The organism is Natronoarchaeum philippinense, from assembly GCF_900215575.1.
GTDB classification, from domain to species: Archaea; Halobacteriota; Halobacteria; order Halobacteriales; family Natronoarchaeaceae; genus Natronoarchaeum; species Natronoarchaeum philippinense.
The window spans coordinates 314129-330869 of record NZ_OBEJ01000001.1 but is presented as its reverse complement, the minus strand read 5'-3'; the positions used below and the strand labels follow the sequence as shown (position 1 = coordinate 330869).

The window sequence follows — 16741 nt, the reverse complement described above, 5'->3', positions numbered from 1 at the left end:
ATACAATGCCTGAAACAACTGATACGGACGATTCTGCGGTCGTCGTGGTCACGGGCGCGTCGGCTGGTGTCGGCCGGGCGACGGCCCGCGCGTTCGCCGAGCGGGGAGCGCAGGTCGGCCTCCTCGCGCGCGGGGAGGCCGGCCTCGACGGCGCCCGGGAGGACGTCGAGGACGCCGGCGGCGAGGCGCTGGCGGTGCCGACCGACGTCGCCGACGCTGAGAAGATTGAGGACGCGGCAGACGCCGTCGAGGACGAGCTCGGGCGGATCGACGTCTGGGTGAACGCCGCCATGACGTCGGTGTTCTCGCCCGCGACCGAGATGGACCACGAGGAGTACCGGCGCGTGACCGAAGTAACCTACCTCGGGTTCGTGTACGGCACCGAGGTCGCGCTCGACCGGATGGATGAAGGGGTGATCGTGCAGGTCGGCTCGGCGCTCGCCTACCGCGGCATTCCGCTCCAATCGGCCTATTGCGGTGCCAAGCACGCGATCCAGGGGTTCACCGAGTCGGTCCGCAGCGAGCTCATCCACCAGGACAGCGACGTCCAGCTCACGATGGTCCAGATGCCGGCGCTCAACACGCCCCAGTTCGACTGGGTGAAAAGTCGCCTGCCGAAGGCGCCCCAGCCCGTGCCGCCGATCTATCAGCCCGAGGTCGCCGCCGAGGCGATCGTCTGGGCGGTCCGGAACGATCGCAGCGAGCTGTGGGTCGGCCGCTCGACGGTCAAGGCGATCCTGGGGAACCGCGTGATACCGCGGCGCCTCGACCGGAAACTGGCCTCGGAGGGGTGGAGCTCCCAGATGACCGACGAACCGAGCGATCCCGACCGGGCGCACAACCTCTGGGAGCCGGTCGACGACGAGACGGACCACGGCGCGCACGGCCGGTTCGACGACTGCGCGCGCGAGCGCAGCCTCCAGCTCTGGGCGTTCACCCATCCGGTGGAACTCGGGGCGGCACTGATCGGCGCCGGGATCGCGCTGCTGGCTGCGCTGATGTTCCGAAACCGCGAAAAAAGGTAAGATCAACTGCTCGCTGTTCCCCACTCACGTAGTAGTACCACCGCGCCGTCTCCAGAAACGCGATAGCAACGCGGACGAGACTGGGCTCGCTGGCCTCGAGAAGTACCACTACGCCACAATCGCGCTCACGGGATACACGATGATGCGCGTTGGGTCTGTTCACGCTCTCGTCCTTGAAAGCTATTACCCGGACGAACGGTACCTGGTTGAGACACTGCTGAAGCACAAGCGTGCCGTTCGTGTTCGAAAGAGACTATTTGTCGTCCTCTAGCTGGGTCCGTCGGCGGCGGTACTCCTCTTCATCGAGTTCACCGCGAGCGTAGCGAGCGTCGAGCGTTTCTATCGCGGCGTCGTCAGACTTCGACCCGTCGTGGCGACTACCGAGCGCCCAGTAGAGGACGCCACCGAGCACGGCGAGTGAACCGCCTACGAATGGTAGTCCGCCGAGCGGGCCGCCACCCCAACCGCCCATTGGTCCCGATCCCATTCCGTGTCCCATCGGTCCACCGGCGGTACTCCCGTCGCCATCGGCGAACGTCTCGTAGGGGATCGATCCCTGCTCGACGATGTCGTCGCTCTCGGGTACGTCGCCGTCCGGAATCTGACTGTCCTCGGCCGGCCCACCAGGGCGACCGACGACGACGCGACCGACCATCCCGACCGACTTGTGCGGGATGCAGTAGTAGTCGTACGTGCCCGGTGCTTCAAACGTGTACTCGAAGCTACCCTCCGAGATGGTGCCGCTATCGAATGCAGTCGCGTCGGAGGGAATGCGATTCGAATAGGCCGTCGCCGAGTGCGACCCGGCCGCGATCTCGAAGCGAACGGTGGTGCCGGGCTCGACGTGCAAGCCGATCGGATCGAAGTAGTTGTTCCCCATCTCGACGACGGGCGTCTCCTGTGCTGTCGCTTGTTGGGTGGGCCCCGCGCTGGCGACTGCACCGGCGCCGAGTGCCCCCAGGAACTGTCGTCTGTTGTGTGTCATGCTGTGGAATGGAGTTCGGAGTCAGTTACTCACGTACGGCGTCGACGAAGCGCCCGACGAAACTGGATGACTGCTGGTTCGCGTCCTTGATAGCCGACTCCAATTCGTCCCGGCCGACGATCCCGATGAACTCGGCTGTCCGCTCACCGTTGGCATAGACGAGCGTCGTGGGCGTCTTCCGGACGCCGTACTCCTCAGCCGTGTCCATCTCTTCCCGGATGTCGATCTCCCGAAACTCGACGTCCGGATACTCGTCCTCGATGCCGTTATTTTTCTCTCGTTGCGTCGCGCATGCTCCACAGGTTTCCTGCGCGAAGAGGATGACTTCAGTCACACCCAATGCTATGGTATTGTCACTTAAGCACATTTCCCCTAACAGCTGCGGGACAAAGGAGTCGAAGGTTCGAGGAGTATTAGGGCATAGTTCCTGTCTAAGCAAGAGCTTTTGAGTTTGGGGTACTACTAGTAATGTATGAGTAGATCAATATTGGATCTATCGACGGGACGAGTCTGGATCGTCGGCCTGGTGGCGGTTGGTGCCGGTCTCGTCGCGGCAGGATCAGCGATCCCCTGGAACTGGCTCCTTCCAGCACTGCTCGTCGGTGCTGGTACGGCGTGGGTCCTGGCCAAACGGGACACGGACGACCGTCCTGAGAGCATTGATGCCAGCTCAACGGACGAGAACGCTGCGTTGGAAACGCTCAAACGCCAGTACGCGGTCGGAGAGATCGACGACGCGGAGTTCGAGCGGCGACTGGAGACCCTGCTGGAGACCGATTCGGTCGCCCACGTGGAGGACCAGATCGGTGGCGAACCCGGACCGTCGGACGACCCCGTTGATGCCGACACGACGAACGCTGCCCAGCAAGCGCCCGAATCCACCGGTCACACGCACTCTGATCGGCACGGATGCCGTCGACGCGGAATGCGTCGTCGCAGTCGACACTGATCGCTGGCGATCAGAGCAGAGAGCAACTCGTCCGTCGTCTGGGCTCTGGGCATTCCCAGACAGATCGGCGAGGCGGTATCCTCGTCAACCGAACGGACCTCACACTTTCACCACGGGAAGCGTATCCCACTCATGAGGGGATCGCATATGGACGATCACAGTGAGGCGCCTGGAGACGGAGAGCAATCGGACAGCAGGAGGACCATAGTGGTCACGACGAAGCTGACGAGAGTCACAGTTTAGCTGCCAACGAACGCGAAGTCGACGAGCGGTACGAGTGCGATGCGGGCCACAGCACCGAAGTCCCCGAGCAGATGGTTCGCCAGCGCTTTTTTGTCTCTACGCTGCTCTCGATCCCGGTATCCTGTACAGCGAGACGTTCCAGGAGTGGCTTAGCTTCTCTGTCCCCGCGCCACCGGCAGCGAGTGGATCACTCTAGTGTTCACAATCGTAGACTCCATGGTAGCCTCCCACATCGGCATCCTTCGGCCTCGTCATCGATTTTCGACTGTTGGCGCACCACCTCGTCGGACGCCGTGTTGTAGTCATGTCCGTACTCATGGCAGCGACAATGATTGTGGTCACGTATAGTTCCTCTTGATCACACTTACGCGCTCGACTGTGATGGAGATAGAGTCCCCTATGGTCTACTGCGCCGCCCAGACGCACTGGTCGGCTCAGTCGCTCGGAACTGGGCGCCGCTGCGGGCGGTGTCGCTGCTCGCCCCTTAGATACGCAGAGAGCGTCGTTAGGTCCGACTCATCGTACCCGAACGCTCCGACGTCGTTGTGATCGGTGACGTTGGACATCTTTAGCGCCCGCGCCTGATCAACGCCGAGGGGGATCGACGGGATCGGGTCGACGGCGTACAGCGCGACCGTCGCGAGCACCATCGGTACCGGGACGATTTCCACCGACTTTCCGTCGGCCTCGTAGAGCATGCGGGCGACCTCGCCGAACGAGAGCACCTCGGGACCACCCAGTTCGTACACCTCGCCGTCGTACGCGTCGTCCTCGATGCCGTCCGCGAATATCTCCACGCAGTCCCCGACCCAGATCGGCTGGAATCTCGGGTGGTCCCCGCCGTCGGGGAGCACCGTCACGTACGGCGTGGTGTGGCGCCTGACGAAAGTGAACGTCTCGCTGCCATCGCCGAAGATGAACGACGGCCGGAAGACGATCCAGTCGAGCTCCGAGTAGCGGACGACTTTCTCCCCAAGTCCCTGGGTCCGCCAGTAGGCGGTGTCGCCGTTCGGATCCGCCCCCAGAGAGCTCATCTCGACGAACTTCGAAACGCCGTGTTGTTCGGCGGCCTCGACGGCGTTGATCGACCCGCCGATGCAGACGCTGTCGTGGCTGGTCTCCTTCGGCGGCTGGTGCAGCGGCGGCAGCGCCGCGAGGTTGACGACGACGTCTTTCCCTTCAAACGCGTCCTCGATGGAGTCGTAGTCGGTCACGTCACCCTGCTGCAGGTCCACTTCGCTCGGCAGGACCGACGGGTCGGGCGTTCGCGAGAGCGAGGTGACGTCATGGCCGCGGTCGAGGAGTTCGGAACAGAGGTGCCGGCCGACGAAGCCATCGCCGCCCGTTACGAGTACATCCATGGTAACAGCTACACCGACCACGGGCGTAAAACGCCGGTACGCCAATCGATCAGTTGCCTGGGCCGCACAGTAGATATTGCACGAATACCACAATCACATATAATCTACCGACGCCTGCGGCGACGCAGTGATAGAAATATGGACTTCAGAAACCCACCAGAATGCATATTCATCAGGTTGCGATACAAAACGGGTAACAACCTCTCGTGCCGTATTGTTCTGTGTGGAATATACTACACAGAAGCGTGTCGACGGCGAGTTCGACGCGGTCGTCGAGAAGACGGTCGACGCTCTCGAGGACGCGGGATTCGGCATCCTCAGCGACATCGACATCCGGGCGACGTTCGCGAAGAAACTTGACGAAGAGTTCCGGCAGTACCGCATCCTCGGTGCCTGCAACCCGGAGCTCGCCCGCCAGGGGCTCGACGTCAATCTCGAACTCGGCGCGCTGTTGCCGTGCAACGTCATCGTCTACGAGAGCGACGACGGCGACGTCGTCGTGAGCGCGATCGACCCGGAACGGCTCCTGGGCGTCGCCGACGACCCCGACCTCGACGCGGTCGCAGAGGACGCGGCCGCCCGATTCGACCGTGCGCTGGGTGATCTGTGACCCTGCCGTCTTCCTCCCGCCGTCGATTCCTGCTGTCGCTCGGCGCGGCCGGCGCGAGCGCTGCCGCGGGCTGTCTCGATCAGGGCGGGCAGAACTCGGGTGACGACTACCAGCCGGTGTCTCCCCAGGAGCCCGTCGATGCTCCTGCAGACGCGTCGACGACGCTCACCGCGGCGCCGGGGACGGTGGAGCCGGGCGCCGACGCCTCGGCCGAGAACTGGGTGTACGACGGCGAGTTCCCCGGGCCCGAACTCCGGGTGAGCGAGGGCGACGTGATCGAGACCGAAATCGCCAACGACGTCTCGGAGGGAACCACGATCCACTGGCACGGCGTCCCGGTGCCCAACACGATGGACGGCGTCCCGAACGTCACCCAGCCGCCGATCTCGCCCGGTGAGACGTTCACCTACAAATTCAGGGCCGAACCCGCGGGGACGTACTTTTTCCACAGTCACGTCGGGCTCCAGCTCGATCGCGGACTCTACGGCCCGCTAATCATCGAAGAGTCCGATCCACACGTCGAGTACGACCGGGAGTACGTCGTCGTACTCGACGACTACCTCGAAGGGGAGCCCCAGCCTCTTTCGGAACTCGACTCCGACAGCGGTCCCGGTGGAATGGGAGGCGGCGGTGGTCCTGGTGACGGTGGCGGCGGTCCCGGTGGAGGTGGTGGCGGTCCCGGCGGGATGGGCGGCGGAGGCGGAGGACCGGGAGGAATGGGAGGCCAGATGGGCGACAGGCGCCCGCCGTACGCCGGGCTGTTGGTCAACGGTCGGCTCCCCGAGTCCGCGCCGACGTTCGACGTCTGGCGCGGCGAGCGCGTCCGGTTCCGGTTCGTCAACGCCGGGAGCGCGACGGCGTTCCGCGTCCGACTCGCCGGACACGAACTTACCGTCACGCACGCCGACGGCCGGCCGGTCGACCCAGTCGCGGCAGATTCGTTCGTCTTCGGATCGGGAGAACGCTACGACGTCGTTGTCGAGGCCGACAACCCCGGCGCGTGGGAGCTCCGGGCTGACGCGCTCGACGGTGACGAACCGCCGGCGCGCGCCGTCGTCCGGTACGAGGAGAGTGACCAGTCTCCGACCACACCGTCCGCCGAGGGGCGCCGACTCCAGTATGGGGACCTTCAGGCCATCTCGCCGCTGGAGGGCATCAACGGTCAGCCGGATCGCCAGTTCGACCTGACGCTGTCGCGTGCCCGCGGATCCGTCGAGTGGCTAATCGACGGGCAGGCCTACCCCGACGCCGACCCGCTGCGCGTTCGCGAGGGCGAACACGTCCGGATTCGGATGGAGAACCGCAGCCCGGTGCTCCACCCGATGCATCTCCATGGGCACTTCTTCCGGGTCGGCGACGCGGTCAAGGATACCGTGATCGTCCCGCCCCACATGGGCGAGGTGACCATCGACTTCCTCGCGGACAACCCCGGCGACTGGCTGTTCCACTGCCACAACCTCTATCACCTTGAATCCGGGATGGCGCGGGTCCTCCGGTACGTCCAGTGATCTCCGCATCCGGTGATCTTCGCCATTCGGCAACCGCCCGACGCACAATTATCTCGCCGCGGTCGCCCGAGCGCGTCAGACACAGTCAGTACACGTAGCTCCAGAAGAATGGGTAGCCTCTGGCGGCGATAGCTCGCAGAATCGCCGGCCCTGCCCCGCAATGGACGATCCCGGCCGCCGCGAACAGGGCAGTGGTCCGACCAAGGTAGACGATTCTCGGATGCCACCGCTCATCGTACTCTTTCGGTCGCCGTCCCCGCAACTCTCGGAGCGCATTCTTCGCGGCTCGTCTGGCTTCCAGTCCTGCCGAGTACCCGTCTTTGACCTTTCCGGGGTAGTCGACCACGTCTCCGACAGCGTATACGTCGTTGGCGCCTCGACAGCGCAACGACGCGTCGACGAGTAAGCCCCGCTTGGTCCGCAGGAGGTCGAAGTGCTCGATCACCGGGTTCGGTTTGACTCCGCCCGCCCAGATCGTCAGGTCACTGTGCTCAACGCGCTCTCCGTCTAGGACGATGCCGTTCTCCGTCGCTTTGGTCGCGCGCGTCTCCGTCCGGACGTCGACGCCGCGTCGCCCCAACTCTCGCTCGACCATGCGTCCCGCACGCTCCGGAAAGTCGGCGAGCAGGCGATCGCCCGACGTGAGCAGCGAGACATCGAGACCGACGTTGAGGGGCCCGAGCGTCGCCGCCGTCTCGATGCCGACCGGGCCACCACCGACGATGACGACATCGTGAACGTTCCCGGAGTGTACTGCACGCTGAATCTCCCTGGCGTCTGTCCGAACGTCCGACACGCGACTGCGGTCGACAGCGTCGAGTCTGGTCACACCGCCGAGCGCGATCAGGAGAATGTCGTACTCTATCGATCCGCTCCGTAAGTCGACTCGCTTCTCAGTTGCGTCCAGCCCATGGACGTGATCCCGGACGACGGTGACGTCCCTGTCTGCGAACGCGTCCCGTAGGTCGAGTGTCGCCTCGTCGAACGGCATTCCCTTCATCACCTGATAGAGCAGGAATGAAAACACGTGGCGCTCTCGCTCGGAAACCACGACAGTGTCCGTCCCGCTCATACGTTCGAGGTACGCCGCGGCGATCAGACCCGCCTCTCCACCGCCGAGGACGACCGTCCGTTTCATGGGTAGTCGGCCAGTCGCGCCGGTGCGTTCGAGGTTCGACGCATCGGTTTTTGAGTAATAGCTACGCCAAGGCCTGTAAGAGTTGGACAGACCGGTCGCCGTTACGGAACGGAGAGGTCAGTTCGACAAGACGTTTGTTCGATCTAGGTGCCCTCATTTCCCTTGCGGCCGCATCACCTGACAGTGACCGTGACGGCGAGAGTGGTTTGGGTGAGTTTCGAATATGGTCCTGAATTCAGTCGCATAGGTGCCGCCCCAAGCACTTTGTGTGCTGGTGTGTGATGGAAGACATTGATACTCTGACTTCACCGGTCGCAAGATTCAGTAGTATCACCTCTAGCGGCGCGAGGACGGTGACCGCTCTGTCGCCAGCGAGAAGACCCAGATGGACGCTGCGTGTATTCATCCGTTGGACCGAGTCCACAATCGTTCCGGTAGTGGGTTCGCGAAGGAACTGGTCGACGCTACCACCTCCCAGGTATCGACCATCACCCAGTCGAGCCTCAGCACGTACGTCAACTCTCACCGTGACCACTTTTTCGGCAGGCTTGTTGACGGTCCCAACAAGGACTACTTCAAGGAAGGGAATCTCTTCCACGACTTCGCCGAGTTCTACATCTATCACCCGGACTTTATCGACGAGGACGTCACCGACGACGTGGTTGAGTACATCTTCGAAGAGACGTGACCGTTTGTCTGGTCGGTCGACGAGGCGACTCGACGGACGAAATACCGCGCTGGCTGGAGCACACTTAGAACACTTCGACGGTGGTGTGTGTCTCGGCACACCCCTTGTTTTGAATGAGCACCACCCCGCGTGTCGAGTGAAAATACCCACCAACTACTCCGGCAAGGCCACGTTCGCGTCCCAAAACGAGAACAGCGGCCGGATGTTGGCGAGCGTGTGCTCCTTGAGCGCGTCCTCGAACTCGTCGACTGGCTCGTCAGTGACACCTACCAGCCCTGCGAGGTGAGACGACTCATATCACCTGATGCTTACGACGGAACCGATGGGGTGTCTTGGGTGACTTGGGTATGGCACCTGACTGGAAACTGAGTTCACTTGTCTACAACAGACAATTGAATCACAGCATCCCAGAAGCGCCACACATCGATTCTTAGTCTACTGATAGAGATTGCCTGGTCACTTGGACCACGGGATTTGCAGCTTACGTATTTTTGAGAGAGTTGAGTTATTTTATCTGCCGAGTGACTAGGTCAGTCTACTGCCTCGATAGCCTCACTCTCGCTGATTTTCTCGTGGTAGAGTCGCCCGTTCCCAACAGCTGTCACACGGTAGTAGCGATGCTTACGGTTGGCATGGCTAGCGCCACTGACTTTGATGACATCTCCGTTTTCAAGGCCAGAAACGTCCATGTGGTAGTCGCCGTCGATCTGCTGTTTGTCGAGCCATTCACCGTCGACGCCGTACTTAGTGTGCAGACCAGTGACGCGAAGGATCCACGGCTTGACGGCCTTCAAATTAGGATGAGCACTCAGTTCTCGCCAATTGACCCACTGATCGTTGACGAGGTCTGTAGTGCGGCTATCGGTGAGATCAGCGTCCTGCGCTCGCTTTTCGAGCTCGGTCTCGATCTTGTCGCGAACCGTTTCGAGCTGCTCAGCTGATAGCTGTTCGATGTCGAGTTCGTTGGCCGAGTTCTCACTAAGAGTGTCGTCAGTAGTCATATCTTGGCAAAGGATCGAGGTCGACGATTTAGTTGGACTCCTGCTGAGCTTGTTTCTCGTACCTGTACTGGTTCAGGAGCTTTGGCTCCCAGTTGAGCAGGTCGTCGAGTGTTTCGAGTCCCCGTTTCTCGAGATAACGGGTAACGACGTCAGCGAACTCTATGGCCGTGTGAGCGTCCGCTTGTGGATTGTGATCCACAGCTTCGGCGTAGACCTGTCCAGGGACAATTAGTGACTCGTCCCAGTCGTCTTGGAGCATCACTAGACGCGCTCGGAGAGCGGTATCAAACAGCGTTTGCTCCGACTCACCGACTGGTTCTCCAAGGAGCTTGGCTTCTAGACGGATGATGTCGGCCATATCCGGTCCGGAAGCGTCTTTTTCTGAGGGGTGTCCGCGGTCCATAGTTAGCTCAGATACCCTCCCTGGCTGTTGCCGTAGACTTCCTCGTAAATTTCCTGACGCAGCTCTCGTCGATCGGTCTTGTCACGCTGGTCGTAGTGCTTCTTGAGAACTTCTGGGCTGACGTCGCAGCGGTCAGCCAGCATTTCGATCGGGATGTTGTTCGACCTCTCAGCTGTCAGGTAGCCCTTCCTGACGGTGTGAGTTGATAGCGAAGACGGACAGTTGGAGGCGTTGTCGATGGTCTGTGCATCTTCGCAGTCAGCTTGATCGCGGCCGTGTGGACAGTCCTTGCCGATTTCGCATGGACGAGTCCACTTATAAACGTACTTGCTGATTGTCGACTTTGCCATTCGCCCGTGTGTGGTCGTGATCAGGGGTTCGCGACCGTAGTCATCGGTTGTTTCAGTACGGTTGTTTTCGATGTAGTCGTCGATGACTTCTGCCGCGTTTTCGGAGATGTTCACTTCTCGCTCTCCAGCTTTCTTGTTCTTCAGCGTCGTCCCTTGATCAGGCCGATGGCAGAACTCGATGAAGAGTTCGTTGCGATCGGTGTGGATGTCTTTGAGGTCAAGCGAGTGAACGCCGCCTCGACGACAGCCTATGGCTCCGAGTAGAAGCCAGACGACGTGTTCGGTCGTTGCATACTCGTAGTCTTCCAGATACTGGATGATTTCCTTCGCGCGGTCTGCCGACAGGTGTTCTTCCCGGACTTCGTCTTCGTAGCTGAGCTCTGGGGTCTGGACTTTATCGGCCAGGCCCGCTTCTACTCCTTCGATGTCCTCGAGGAGCTTGAGGAAGTTCCTCATTAGGTATAGTTCGTCCCGCATCGTCTTCGGACTGAGCGTCTTATGTGACGACTCAGTCCGCCGCCAGGCTCGATATTCGCGCAACGTCCGGCCGGTGAGCGTGTTGAGGTTGTCGATCCCCTCGAGACCGCAGAACTCGATGAAGAACTCCAAGCTCCGCTGGTAGTCCTGAACCGTCGATTCGACGAGCTCCTCACGACGGTCTTCCAAGTAGACTTCTACTGCCTCTTCGGGCCCGATCGGCTGGAGCGTACTTCCTTCATCGAGTTTCTGGCGGATCGTGTCTAGTTCAGAGCGAATCGTGTCTAGATTTTCCGCGTTGTCAGCAGCTCCGTGGTCTGGTTCGACGTTCACGTTATAACCACCCCCGTTCCGAGTTCGACCGTCCATTCGTCGCGGGAGCTGCTTCGCTGTAGACCGGGGATTTATTGATTTGCGAGCGATACTCTGCTCTAGGCGCGTACGTGGCTTGCATTGGTGGAGTGCGCGCTTCGTTGCCGGGCGTGGCATCGCCCGGCTGTACTTCACGACGACGATCAGTTGTCGTCGTCGGGAACGATCCAAGAGTCGGTGAGAGCAATGACCGTATTAAACGCTGAGCATTTCTTCCAACATCTCAAAGGGAATTTGATCTCGTAAAACATCGTCCATAGCCACAATGGCGCGAGTTTTGAGCAATATTAGATAGTTCGTCCAGACGAACTATATCGAACGATTTAGAACGTCTCTTCGAAGACGTTCTCAAAAATGTCTGGAGGGCGGCCACAACAAGTTGACGACGACCAGATTCTCGAATGCTTCTTGGAGGCAGACAGCCCTGTTCTCACGACAGCAGAAGTTGCAAGTGATCTTCCGATAAGTCAGCGGGCAATATTAGACCGTTTGTCCTCGTTAAGCCAGCGAGACATACTGGTGGAGAAGGACGTTGGACAATCTGGTTGTGTTTGGTGGCTCAAAAGCATTACTTGGCACTACCCATCGATTCATCGGGATTCCTCAATAGCTTCGCAATTAGACCCGGAGAAACCACATGGCACGCGTGTTGCAGTGCACGACTGGACAAACATGGACCAATATCTCGCTATACAACCTGAAGAACGATATGAGCCTCGAGTTCAGGACCGACAACGCGCAGTACGAGCAGCATATGAATACCTCTCTGACAAGGGGCGACCAGTATCGAAGCGAGAGTTCATTTACGACGTCTGGCCCAGTCACCAAGCTGGATATGAGACACCAACTACGTGGTGGCAGGAACTAATCCGACCTCACTTTTCGGCTGTCGATACTATACAACTGACCGACTCCCAAGAATGGACGCTTAAGGACCCATAGATAGCTGGATCACCATCTTAGTAACCGAGAGCAGTCATGTGGGCTCTGAATCAATATCCATAGCGTTTTAAGAGGGAATTGGATACACCCCGGTGACTCCGTCAGAATAAACGACACGCTAAGAGCCTAACTGCCTGAGAACCGGGGGGACCCCGGAGCCTACACCCTTGGTTCTCACTCGGCTATCTTAAGCCCTGGCATCCACCAGTGGCAACGCTAGAAATGCCGAGTGGCGTCTTCGGGCGTCGGGCTTCGCAACTACATGTCGAACGAAAACCGCCCTCCCACCATAGACGCGTCCGATTCGCTCACCCACACGGACATCCAGACGCATTACGAACGAATCAAACCTGCACTCAAACCGTTAAGTACGGTACTCAATAATCCGACAGGGCTCGTCTACGACAAGAAGGGGTGGTACCGGACCCGTGAGAACGACAACGTAGACGAGATTGAGAACGGCTTTGAGAAGAAGCGTCGGATGCAGACGATTCATCAAGACTTCGATCACGTAGTCGGTCAGGTTGACCGGTCTCTGTACGTCCTGACGTCCTACAAATCGCCAAATTCAATGAATAATTGGACAGCAGCGACTCTTGATGGCACGAACTACCAATACAAACCGGGAAAATCACCTACGCCCGATGCAGCTGATCTTCGTGCCGTCGGAGCTTGGGGAGACATAGACCTCGCTGACGACCTAAAGCCCAAGCGTGGTAACCTCTCTAAATCTACACGCGCCACAGCTGAGGAAGCTCTCCAAGCCTATGCTGACGAATTTGCGGCTCTGTACGGAGGATACGACGCGATATTCATGCTTGATTCCGTCGGCGGCGCCTACATTCTTGGCGCACCCAGTGTTACACTCCCGATTGCTGACCTCTTCGACGATGACCCGGAAGCTCGTGGATGGGTCTTCCAAGAATTTATTGACCGATCAAACGACTGGCTCAGAGATGCTGAACGACGTGTCAACAACCGCGTCCCTGGTGCCAAGCGCGTTATTGATCCCGACTGGGCAAACAACAAAAACCGCCAGTACAAGGCGCCGCTTTCCCTCCACGGGGACCATGATGCCGTGGTTGCTCCCATTGATCCGGAAGCAGTCTCGTACTCGGTCACGCCGATTGAGGATGTTGACGCCGAGCTACTGAATAAGGTGCGAACGTGGGCAAATGCGGTCACCAGTGTAGAACATACGAGCCGAGTTGGGTCCGTCGTCGCATCTCTTTGGCCAAATTATATCGAAAACGCAGATTCCTGGAAAGAGGCGCTCCAAACGTGGGTCGAGGATAAACGCGAACAAGAAAAGTACCGTCAAAAGCGCTGGCACGAAGCGGAGGAACATCGGCAGGAGCTATCTGAATCACTAGATGGCTTGCAGTTAACTACTGATCGAAGCCTCGTTGAAGCAGCTATAGAAAACATTGATGTTCGTGAACTGGCAGAGCAGGTTGCTGACGTCTGGCACGGCGAAAAGACGCCGCCCCGATTCGGTCCGCCATGGCACGAGGAACACAATTCTGGGCAGTCGACCTTCGCCGATCGTGATAAGTTCCACGATACTGGGCAAAGCCTGAATGGAAACGCGGTCGTTCTTGTTGCTCTAGCAGACGGAATTAGTGATGACGACGAATTAACTGGGGCTGAATTCCCTCAGGCAGTAGATGCCCTCCGGGATCGTGGATATTCAATCCCAATATGGGTACCTGAGGCCGGAACAGAACGGCCGAACGGAGATAAATACGATCGAACCCCGCTGTGGGTCCTACGCAAAGCGGCAGTCGCCCTTGGAATCTGCGAAACTGACGACTTCGTCGAAAAGGAAACCTCATCAGGAACCTATGTCGACTTTCCCGACAATGACAAACGAATATCGGTTCTAGAGGCCCTCAAAGAACGCGACATCGATCATGGATGGGAACTTGAGCAGCCTGATTTGCTGACTACCCAATATCAGATTCAATCTTGTGCGCCACCAGTAGACGAGTCAACGTCGTTCGATGTCGAAGCACGCTGGGAAGCCCTCCAAGGAGAACGCTACGGCGAGTTTATCGACACCGACTCAGTCACGATTTTCGCTGACCCGCCCGGGACCGGAAAAACCACGAACGCTGCAATCGCGGCGGCCCAGCGCGAACGCCCGTACAGTATCCTGTTCGGTATGCATGAGAAGGCTCGTGAGTTCATCAAAGATGACGCTACCCCCGACGACGTGTACCACCTGAAAGGGGCCGAACAGAAACAGTACAACGAATGCATGGACGCGGACCATCAGGACGAGCAATGCCCGACCCACGGGGAGACTAGCCGGTGCCCGTCGATGTGCCCGATTTACAACTGTCCGCCTGATAATCCGCTTCGAGAACGGTTCGAACGCGTCGTTGACGAAGTTGGCCCGGTCAAAGCACACCTGCTACTGGACCCGCATGAAGGAGATGAATGCGCATATCTTCGACAGTTCGATGATCTCGAATACGAGGATGCTATCGTCGGCGTCCATGAGTATCTCCAACTAAAGACAGTTGCGAATGAGAGTCGTGACGTCCTTGTCGATGAGAAGCCGCGATCACTGATTTCAGAACGAACACTTTCTGCGAACCAGCTGCTTCAGCTTGAAACGACGCTCACTGAAATCGGCGAAACAAACGCGAACAAGAAATCAGCTGCAACTCGTACGCTGGAAGCGGTTGGCCAGTTCGCCGGCAGGATCGCGGAAGCTCTGAGTAACGGAGGATCGTTAGTTGACGTTCAACCTCCTCAAAGCTGGTGGGCATCCTACGAGACTCGCAACGATGTAGCTGGCCATCATCGCGAGTTCAAACGCCCCTCGAAGGACCAACCCTGGCAGTACGGCGAAGCCTTTGCGAAGGCGAAAATCAAATTCAACGAGACGATTCTGGCGCGTATCGAGGACGGTAATTGGAACGGTGTTCCGCTAGCATTCGATGCGCTTATCGCTGCTGCAATTGAGGCCGGACTTCCTCGCGAACCACTTTCCAAAGCGATCGCTTTCCCCTTCAAATTGTCACACTGCCCGCGCTGCACGACGCAACTCGCAGTTGATGAGCGCGGAACTCGCGTCTGTGAAAAGTGTAACTGGAGAGAAGACGAGAGCAGTTTCATTCAAAAGCAAACTGAACAGGCGCGAGCAGATGTCGAACTCGGTAGCAAGAGACTCTATTTCCGGTCCCTTCCACTCCTATCTGATCTCCCATCCTCGCCACTTATTCTTGATGCCACGGCGACACCCGAGCGTATCGGCGCACTCTTCGGCGATCCTGAGCCACTCATCACTGGCGACGAAACCCTTGAGGTCGACATGGTACTGACGCAGATAACCGATGGTCAGTATCACGGGGGGACCGTGCAGAAGTCAGACTCACTTCGTGAAAGAATCCAGGCGACTATCGACGAGGCTGGACGACAGTTTGACCAGCCGCTGTTCGTTATGCGGCAGGATCTCGAGAGCAAGTTCGACCTCCCACCGAACAGTGAACACCTCCACTACCACGCCGCACGTGGGCTAAACCGTACTGGATGTGATGCAGTCTTCTGCATTGGCGCCCCGCACCCGCACATTTCAGACCTCAAGACTGAAGCCGAATTGCTTGCCCAACATCGCGACGATCTTCGAGCAGGCGGGAAGGAATGCAGTACCAGACGGAATGAGGGGGAGCTTGCTGCGAACCCGCCTGTGTACCGAAAGCTCAATTACGAAGATGAAGATGGGTGTGGACGTGCAGTCCCGACGAAGCACTATTCGGGCCTCATCGGCGCTCTATTCCGTGAAACACGTGAAAAAGAGCTCGTACAGGCGGTCCACAGGATTCGCCCCATTCTCGCCGATGAAACGAAACACGCCTACCTGATCACGAACGTCCCAACCTCTCTGCCCGTCGACCGACTGGTCGAACTTGACGATCTCGCCGCGCCAATGCGACAGCGTCTCCCAGTCACCCCCCGCGCAATTGATCTCCTCCACCACTTGTCCAATGCCGCCTGCGACCAATCGCCGGACCCCCAGAGCTTCCCCTTCAAGGAGCAGAGCGGAACGTTGTGCTTTACCAGAGGAGACTTGGAAGACTTCGCTGAGGACTGCGGGATCGATGTCTCGACAAGAACGATCTCCAATTGGGTGGACGACTTCGAGAACCTCGGACTACTGGCGGAAGGAGACTATATTCCTCGAGAAGGCTACCAGCTTCGACTCGAGAAATCCACTTTGAAGCGAGCGTTACTAGTTATGACCAATAACGCCAGCTTCAAAGTGGACGAGACGCCCTCCTATATTCCACCAACGTCGCCTGCCGACTGGGACGCACTTGCTCAAAACCTCTCTGCCGCCGTCTCACAAGAAAAAATGCCTGCACGCTCGTCTGCTGATTGACTGACGCTCTGGACCACCAACCTGTAAGTGAGCAGTTTCAGAGTTGGCGGTACGAAGGTCAGTTGGATTGAGCACAATCAGTCAGTTTCTGAAGAGGACGTATCATCGGGTCAAGATAGGTGGAAGTATTGAGTTCAGCCCCAGTAGCGCAAGATACAATTGCTTATTTTATACAAGGACACAGGATTACACAGACCGCACGACAGCAACACTCTCATATCGAAAACCCGCGTTTGGGGCGCGGGTTGTCGTGCGGTCCGCTTGGAGGCAAACCGCATGATCGAATCAGACGCTGCGAG

At 58.8% G+C, this 16741-nt stretch carries 13 protein-coding genes; 6 read left to right on the top strand and 7 right to left on the bottom strand.

All coding sequences use genetic code 11. The features are described from left to right. Positions 1 to 5 precede the first annotated feature (5 nt). Entirely contained in the window at positions 6 to 1025 is a 1020-nt protein-coding gene (locus tag CRO01_RS01640) for an SDR family oxidoreductase (RefSeq protein ID WP_097007380.1), read from the top strand. A gap of 253 nt (positions 1026 to 1278) precedes the next feature. Here CRO01_RS01640 and CRO01_RS01635 read toward each other — a convergent pair whose 3' ends face one another. Both CRO01_RS01635 and CRO01_RS01630 read right to left on the bottom strand, forming a co-directional pair. Then, positions 1279 to 2010, bottom strand: a complete 732-nt coding sequence (locus tag CRO01_RS01635; RefSeq protein ID WP_097007379.1) for a plastocyanin/azurin family copper-binding protein — start codon at positions 2008 to 2010, stop codon at positions 1279 to 1281. 25 nt (positions 2011 to 2035) lie between these two features. Continuing rightward, positions 2036 to 2344 carry a thioredoxin family protein gene (locus tag CRO01_RS01630; protein WP_097007378.1) on the bottom strand — a complete coding sequence of 103 codons (309 nt, stop codon included), beginning with the start codon at positions 2342 to 2344 and terminating at the stop codon, positions 2036 to 2038. Between the two features lie 138 nt (positions 2345 to 2482). Between CRO01_RS01630 and CRO01_RS01625 the strand changes: the two genes are divergently transcribed. Beyond that, positions 2483 to 2959 carry an SHOCT domain-containing protein gene (locus CRO01_RS01625; RefSeq protein ID WP_097007377.1) on the top strand — a complete coding sequence of 159 codons (477 nt, stop codon included), beginning with the start codon at positions 2483 to 2485 and terminating at the stop codon, positions 2957 to 2959. 677 nt (positions 2960 to 3636) lie between these two features. Here CRO01_RS01625 and CRO01_RS01620 read toward each other — a convergent pair. Next, on the bottom strand, positions 3637 to 4563 hold the full coding sequence (locus tag CRO01_RS01620) for a complex I NDUFA9 subunit family protein (protein WP_097007376.1): 927 nt from the start codon (positions 4561 to 4563) through the stop codon (positions 3637 to 3639). A gap of 223 nt (positions 4564 to 4786) precedes the next feature. Here CRO01_RS01620 and CRO01_RS01615 point away from each other — a divergent pair, with 223 nt between their 5' ends. Both CRO01_RS01615 and CRO01_RS01610 read left to right on the top strand, forming a co-directional pair. Next, on the top strand, positions 4787 to 5173 hold the full coding sequence (locus tag CRO01_RS01615) for a DUF302 domain-containing protein (RefSeq protein ID WP_097007375.1): 387 nt from the start codon (positions 4787 to 4789) through the stop codon (positions 5171 to 5173). Then, positions 5170 to 6681 (top strand): multicopper oxidase family protein, encoded by a 1512-nt coding sequence (locus CRO01_RS01610; protein WP_218839108.1) that lies wholly within the window; start codon positions 5170 to 5172, stop codon positions 6679 to 6681. Before CRO01_RS01615 ends, CRO01_RS01610 begins: the two co-directional genes overlap by 4 nt. Before the next feature lie 85 nt (positions 6682 to 6766). On the opposite strand, the gene CRO01_RS01605 is transcribed toward CRO01_RS01610, so the two are convergent. Next, positions 6767 to 7819, bottom strand: a complete 1053-nt coding sequence (locus tag CRO01_RS01605) for an NAD(P)/FAD-dependent oxidoreductase (RefSeq protein ID WP_097007374.1) — start codon at positions 7817 to 7819, stop codon at positions 6767 to 6769. Positions 7820 to 8204: 385 nt separating this feature from the next. Here CRO01_RS01605 and CRO01_RS01600 point away from each other — a divergent pair, with 385 nt between their 5' ends. Beyond that, the gene (locus CRO01_RS01600; RefSeq protein WP_179747366.1) at positions 8205 to 8507 is read left to right on the top strand and encodes a hypothetical protein; all 303 of its coding nucleotides are present in this window, start codon (positions 8205 to 8207) and stop codon (positions 8505 to 8507) included. A 530-nt stretch (positions 8508 to 9037) separates the two neighbouring features. Here the strand turns inward: CRO01_RS01600 and CRO01_RS01595 are convergent. The 3 genes from CRO01_RS01595 to CRO01_RS01585 are packed head-to-tail and all read right to left on the bottom strand — an operon-like array spanning position 9038 to position 11071. Beyond that, positions 9038 to 9508 carry a hypothetical protein gene (locus tag CRO01_RS01595; protein WP_097007373.1) on the bottom strand — a complete coding sequence of 157 codons (471 nt, stop codon included), beginning with the start codon at positions 9506 to 9508 and terminating at the stop codon, positions 9038 to 9040. A gap of 28 nt (positions 9509 to 9536) precedes the next feature. Then, the gene (locus CRO01_RS01590) at positions 9537 to 9866 is read right to left on the bottom strand and encodes a hypothetical protein (protein WP_143824888.1); all 330 of its coding nucleotides are present in this window, start codon (positions 9864 to 9866) and stop codon (positions 9537 to 9539) included. Between the two features lie 47 nt (positions 9867 to 9913). Beyond that, the gene (locus CRO01_RS01585) at positions 9914 to 11071 is read right to left on the bottom strand and encodes a tyrosine-type recombinase/integrase (RefSeq protein WP_179747365.1); all 1158 of its coding nucleotides are present in this window, start codon (positions 11069 to 11071) and stop codon (positions 9914 to 9916) included. A 1243-nt stretch (positions 11072 to 12314) separates the two neighbouring features. On the opposite strand from CRO01_RS01585, the gene CRO01_RS01575 reads away from it, so the two are divergent. After that, on the top strand, positions 12315 to 16442 hold the full coding sequence (locus tag CRO01_RS01575; protein WP_097007369.1) for a hypothetical protein: 4128 nt from the start codon (positions 12315 to 12317) through the stop codon (positions 16440 to 16442). Positions 16443 to 16741 lie beyond the last annotated feature (299 nt).

Coding starts and splice junctions, on each gene's coding strand:
- CRO01_RS01640 (WP_097007380.1), top strand. CDS start 6: ATGCCTGAAACAACTGATACGGACGATTCTGCGGTCGTCGTGGTCACG.
- CRO01_RS01635 (WP_097007379.1), bottom strand. CDS start 2,010: ATGACACACAACAGACGACAGTTCCTGGGGGCACTCGGCGCCGGTGCA.
- CRO01_RS01625 (WP_097007377.1), top strand. CDS start 2,483: ATGAGTAGATCAATATTGGATCTATCGACGGGACGAGTCTGGATCGTC.
- CRO01_RS01620 (WP_097007376.1), bottom strand. CDS start 4,563: ATGGATGTACTCGTAACGGGCGGCGATGGCTTCGTCGGCCGGCACCTC.
- CRO01_RS01605 (WP_097007374.1), bottom strand. CDS start 7,819: ATGAAACGGACGGTCGTCCTCGGCGGTGGAGAGGCGGGTCTGATCGCC.
- CRO01_RS01600 (WP_179747366.1), top strand. CDS start 8,205: ATGGACGCTGCGTGTATTCATCCGTTGGACCGAGTCCACAATCGTTCC.
- CRO01_RS01595 (WP_097007373.1), bottom strand. CDS start 9,508: ATGACTACTGACGACACTCTTAGTGAGAACTCGGCCAACGAACTCGAC.
- CRO01_RS01590 (WP_143824888.1), bottom strand. CDS start 9,866: ATGGCCGACATCATCCGTCTAGAAGCCAAGCTCCTTGGAGAACCAGTC.
- CRO01_RS01575 (WP_097007369.1), top strand. CDS start 12,315: ATGTCGAACGAAAACCGCCCTCCCACCATAGACGCGTCCGATTCGCTC.